General features: G+C 66.7%; 7 protein-coding genes and 2 pseudogenes. 4 read left to right on the plus strand and 5 right to left on the minus strand.

What is annotated here, in order from left to right; genetic code table 11:
• Positions 1-241 (plus strand): annotated as a pseudogene (locus ACZ7HQ_RS44770) (hypothetical protein); the annotation flags it as partial.
• A gap of 183 nt (positions 242-424) precedes the next feature.
• On the opposite strand, the gene ACZ7HQ_RS44775 reads toward ACZ7HQ_RS44770, so the two are convergent.
• Positions 425-847, minus strand: a complete 423-nt coding sequence (locus ACZ7HQ_RS44775) for an IS3 family transposase (RefSeq protein WP_471003207.1) — start codon at positions 845-847, stop codon at positions 425-427.
• Positions 848-913: 66 nt separating this feature from the next.
• Positions 914-1,048: a hypothetical protein gene (locus tag ACZ7HQ_RS44780; RefSeq protein WP_471003210.1), complete on the minus strand. Its 135-nt coding sequence runs from the start codon at positions 1,046-1,048 to the stop codon at positions 914-916.
• A gap of 143 nt (positions 1,049-1,191) precedes the next feature.
• On the opposite strand from ACZ7HQ_RS44780, the gene ACZ7HQ_RS44785 reads away from it, so the two are divergent.
• The 3 genes from ACZ7HQ_RS44785 to ACZ7HQ_RS44795 are packed head-to-tail and all read left to right on the plus strand — an operon-like array spanning position 1,192 to position 2,745.
• A complete protein-coding gene (locus ACZ7HQ_RS44785; RefSeq protein WP_471003213.1) occupies positions 1,192-2,043 on the plus strand; it encodes an IS5 family transposase in 852 nt (283 codons plus the stop codon).
• Between the two features lie 57 nt (positions 2,044-2,100).
• Positions 2,101-2,592, plus strand: a complete 492-nt coding sequence (locus ACZ7HQ_RS44790; protein ID WP_471003217.1) for a hypothetical protein — start codon at positions 2,101-2,103, stop codon at positions 2,590-2,592.
• A 12-nt stretch (positions 2,593-2,604) separates the two neighbouring features.
• Positions 2,605-2,745 (plus strand): hypothetical protein, encoded by a 141-nt coding sequence (locus ACZ7HQ_RS44795; protein WP_471003220.1) that lies wholly within the window; start codon positions 2,605-2,607, stop codon positions 2,743-2,745.
• A 117-nt stretch (positions 2,746-2,862) separates the two neighbouring features.
• On the opposite strand, the gene ACZ7HQ_RS44800 is transcribed toward ACZ7HQ_RS44795, so the two are convergent.
• From ACZ7HQ_RS44800 to ACZ7HQ_RS44810, 3 genes and pseudogenes are all read right to left on the minus strand, one after another.
• A complete protein-coding gene (locus ACZ7HQ_RS44800) occupies positions 2,863-3,468 on the minus strand; it encodes a hypothetical protein (protein WP_471003223.1) in 606 nt (201 codons plus the stop codon).
• Positions 3,469-3,885: 417 nt separating this feature from the next.
• Positions 3,886-4,116 (minus strand): Scr1 family TA system antitoxin-like transcriptional regulator, encoded by a 231-nt coding sequence (locus tag ACZ7HQ_RS44805; protein WP_471003227.1) that lies wholly within the window; start codon positions 4,114-4,116, stop codon positions 3,886-3,888.
• 286 nt (positions 4,117-4,402) lie between these two features.
• Positions 4,403-4,905: pseudogene (locus ACZ7HQ_RS44810) on the minus strand (helix-turn-helix domain-containing protein); the annotation flags it as partial.
• Positions 4,906-5,022 lie beyond the last annotated feature (117 nt).

The raw sequence follows: 5,022 nt of genomic DNA on the forward strand, positions 1-5,022 counted from the left end.
CCACACCATCACCGTCCGCGGCCTGGCCCCCGCATCAGGCCCGGCCAAGCTCGACAACTGCGTGAGCGTCACGGGCAACGAGACCGACCCCAACCCGCAGAACAACAACTCCTGCGTCACCACCCAGATCCCCGGCATCCCGCTGATCGACCCGGCCATCGGCAGCGCCGCCGCCGGACTGCTCACCCTCGGCGGATTCCTCTACCTCCGCCGCCGCAACACCACCGGAGGTGTTATGTAGGAAACCCCTGCCGAGCCCTCTCACTCAGACACTGACCGGTCCCCTCCCCACGCTCCACGGGGAGGGGACCGCGTCATGCCGCTCGGCCATTGCGTAGCCGAGCAGGCGGTGGGAGAACAGGTCGATGACCGTCGCCAAGTACAGCTTGCCCTCGCCGGTTTCGATCTCGGTGAGATCGCCCGCCTAGACGAGATCGGGCTCCTCGGCGGTGAAGCCCCGGCGCACGAAGTCCGGGGCGGCCGGTCGCTTGCCCGGCCTGCTCAGCGACCGGCGGCGACGCACCTTCCGTCCGGCCCGCCCGAGTTCGGCCATGACCTTCGCGACCGTGTTCACCGATACCCGCCAGCCTCTGCGCGCCAGCCCGATGAACACCTTCGGCGAGCCGTGGGTGCCGCCCGAGCCATGGAAGATCTCCTCGACCTCCTCGGCCAGCTGCTGCCGGCGCGCCTCACGCGCTGTCGGCGGACGATCCCGCCACTTGTAAAACCACGACTCGGACACCCTCAGCGCCCGGCAGGCGGTACGGTACGGAATCTTCTGCGCGGCCTTGCAGCTGCTGATCACCCGGACCGCGACGGCCGGGTCCGCCTCAGCTACTTCACCCACAAGGCCACGAATCGCTTGCACACGTCACGCTCCATCTCCAGCTCGCGGCTTGTCCGTCTCTCTGGCCTAGACCCGCAGCCGCTCCAGCTCGGCGCGCTCACTTTCCCGCAGACGACCGCCGGGCGACGGCTCGGACACCGGCCGGTCCGACGACGGCACCCGTCGCGCCGCGCCCGCGACACCCAGCTGTGCAAGGTTCATCGGGGCCGAGCTCGGCGAGCACACCGAGACCCGGGAGTTAGAGCGTCCGCCAGTAGGTCATGGACGCGTCGAAATGGGCGGCACGACGGAGACGACTTCGATGATCATGGAGTTCCTACGCTCTGTGACCATCTGGAGAAGTCTTGTCCGTCGTGCCTGCGTCCATCATCGCGCCGATCCGCCAGGAGTTCCTCGCATTACTGCCCGACCGTGTGGATGGTCACCCGCTGGGCTGCCACAACCCGCGGATTGCGGACGCGGTGGTCTTCGACAAGCTCATCCTGGCGCTGGTGTCAGGGATGGGCTACGAACGCGTCGCGGACGTGACCTGCTCGGCCACGACGATTCGCCGCCGACGGGACGAGTGGATCGATGCCGGTGTCGCCGGCCACCTGGTGATCGCGGTGCTGCGGGCCTACGACCGCATGGTCGGCCTGGAGCTGGAGGAACTGGCCGCGGACGGCTGCATCACCAAGGCTCCCGCAGGCGGCGAGTGCGCCGGCCGATCCCCGGTGGACCGGGGCAAGCAGGGGCTGAAGCGGTCCCAGCTCACCGACGGCTACGGCATACCCGTGGTCACCATTCCGGCTGGTGCGAACATACGCGATCACACCCTGCTACCCGAAACCCTCGACGAATTCACCGAGTTGACCGGCCACCTCGACCACACCCCCAAGGCTCCGGCACTCAGCCTGGACGCCGGCTACGACTACCAGCCCGTCTACACCGAACTCGCCGAGCGCAACATCACCCCGAGGGTCACCAAGCGCGGCGCCAAGACCCCGATCCAGACCGACGGCCGCTGGGTCGTCGAGCGCACGAACTCGTGGATGAACAACTTCGGCAAACTCCGCCGCAACACCGAACGACGCCGCGCCTGCACCGAGTTCTACCTTGCCCTGGCCACCGCCATCATCACGGTCCGTAGCCTCATCCGACGCGCCTGGTACACCCACCGCGGGGACACCCGACCCACCAGCCCCCGCAACCGGTGACCTACTGGCGGACGCTCTTACCAGGCCGGCCACGGCTACAACCTGCTCACCGTCCGTGTGATCGAGGCGTGGATCACCGTCACCCTCTCCGACGGCACCACCCGCCGCGAGTCCTGGCGGCTGGTCACCAGCCTCCTCGACCACGAGCGCCACCCGGCCGACCGTCTCGTGACGCTGTATCACGAGAGGTGGCAGGCGGAGACCTGTTACGCAAGCGTGAAGGCGACCCTGCTGGACGGCCGGGTTCTGCGCTCCGGGCACCCCGCCGACCTGGAACAAGAGGTCTGGGGCATCCTTACCGTCTACCAGGCGCTCATCCGCACCGCCGCGGACACCGCGGCCACCCGACCGGGCCTGGACATGGACCGGCTCAGCTTCACCGTCGCCCTCGACACCGCCCGCGACCAGGTCGTCACCGCCTCCGGGATACTGCCCGACCAGCCCGTCCGCCTGGTCGGCGCGATCGGCCGTGCGCTGCTGAACAGCCTCCTGCCCGCCCGCCACCGCCAGCGCATGAAATCCAGGAATGTGAAGTCGGTCAGCAAGTAATGGAAAACGGGCTTGCGCCCCGCCGACATCGGTAAACGCAGCGGCGTTGAAACGCTCATGATCACGGTGGCCGTTTCCCCTACCCTCGGCCGCACCGGCACCCCAGCTGACCAGCACGAACACATCAACGATCAAGAACTACAGCTGCCGTGACCGACGAGTAAGCCGCTCAGAGCCTTCGCTGTCAGCCCAGCCTCGCTACAGTGCCGTCCAGCCCCCAGTGCCCGTGTGACGGCGGCACTGGGGGCTTCATCGTGGGCGGCCACGCGGCTATCGCTGGTCCCACAGTTCTCCAGCCAGGTAGGCCGCACTGAAGGCCAACTCCAGCCCGCGGATGAGTATGGCAGCAGCGTCATCGTCCCCGTCTACGTCGTCCAGTGCGCCAGTGCAGGGCGCGAAGAACGCAACCGCTACGAGATCGATGAGCCAAGCGCGGGCCTCGTCCGGTGGCCTGCTGGTGACGACCGGCCCCAGTGCCTCGACCATTTCCTGGACCCGGTCTTGATCACGTTGGGTCAGCTGCCGAGGACGCGTTGTCCAGCAGTCATACGTCTCCTGGTTGAATGCTTCGATGAGCTCAATGGTTCGATTCACCATTTGCTGAGTGATGGCGAATGGGGGGCTTACGCGGCCGAACAGAGATGCGACATGAAGTAGTTGTTGCTGGACGGACGCCCAGCCCGAGTCCCATGGGTACGCCGACTGCAACGTCGACAGACCGGACCGGAGCTCGGTGACGACCGTGGACGTGAATAACAGCTGAGGGGGGCTGTAAAGGCTGGCTCGCCGCTCGACTTCATTCGTGATCTTCGAGAGCTCCTCGAAGGGCGCCCTGTCCTTGCGGAACTTCTCGATTACTTCGGCGATCGTCGTCATGGCGGCGTCTCCTTCCGTGAGCCCGTGGGCGATCACATATCGGCGTGGACCCAAGTTCAGGATCAGCCTGGAATTTCGCACACGCACGCGGAGACTCGCCCCCACACTCGGCAGACAACCTCGACCGGGCCCGCCCACGCATGCGTCCTCGTACGGGTGCAGGTCCGAACGAACGCGCTCGCTGCGGGTTCTGGGTGGCCGCCGGTATGGTCACGGCTGCTGCCAGCGGCATTACTGACCTGCTGCCGTGCGTAGCCTGCCCGCCCCTCATGGCCCTGGTCGGGTAGAAGGCGGGAGCCCCACCTGGTGCCGCGGGCTCCCGCCACACAGGTCAGTGCAGCGCCTCGATCGCCTTCACGATCAGGGAGCGTGCGCCGGCGCCGTACACGGCCATGGCACGCAGCTGCTCAAACGCCTTCACGTATGGGTCACCTGCACGCGGGCCGTCAGCAGTTCAACCGACACGAGGGTCTCGTCGTACACATGGGACAGCTCCTGCGGCCACATGGTGCGCTTGGCGGTCGTGCTGGGGATGATGCCCAGTGACAGCTGCGGCAGTGCGCCGGCGGTCAGCAGGTAGCCGAGTCGCGCAGCCATCGCATCGCTGTCGCCCAGCTGGTAGTGGAGAACTGGCTCTTCGATGACCATTGTGAAACGGTGCCCGGAGGCCTATTCACGGGCCGTCTCCGTGATCACGTGGACGGCCCCGCCGCCCGGTCAGGAACGATCCACCGGGGACAAGGTGGCCAACCGCTCGATCAACACGCTCCGCGCCGCGGTCGAACGGGCCATCGCGCACCTGAAGGGACTGGAAGATCTTCGCCACCCGCTACCGCGGCCCCCTCACCCGTTTCGCCCTCGTCGCCAAGACCGTCACCGCCCTCGCCTTCTACAAGAAGGGCTGGTGAAACGTGAAACCCCTGTGAATAGGCCTCCCAGGTTCGCGGATGATCCGGGAGCGTTCCAGCCGTGCAGCGACCGCGTCGGCAACGTCATCAGGGATGTCCCGGAACCGTGTGATCGACGTCATCAAACCGCGCGCGTAGCCCTCGGTCTGCAGTAGGCCGGGACCATCGTCGGCGAGTAGACGCGGAACAGCTTCGTCGCCTTGAACAGCGGCACGTAGCTGTTCTGCAGCTGCTTCAGCCCGGTGCGGACCTTGCGCCGCCATTCCACGTACATCGACTCTGCGGTGCGGGACTGGGCGATGATGTCGTCCGCCTGGTCACCAGCTCCGCAAGCTGCGCACCATCGGCGGATGTCGTCGGTGGACGGCGGCGTACGGGCGCCCTCGATCCTATAGGTCTTCGGGTGCGACCAGCCGCAGCCCGTGGCCAACTCGGCCCCTGTAATCCCGGTGTCGGCACGGAGTTCCTTCAGACGCTGCGCGACAGCTTCGCGGGCGGCCTGCGCCGACGAGGACGGGGAGATGGGCATGAGCTGGCCGTGCGCCTTCCGTGCTAGGGCGTGTGTCAAAAGTGGATCTTGAACATGGGATGATCTTGGTTTGTGGCACGTGGAGATCTGACGGACGCGCAATGGGCGGTGCTGGAA

Source organism: Streptomyces sp. NPDC037290 (assembly GCF_055603245.1).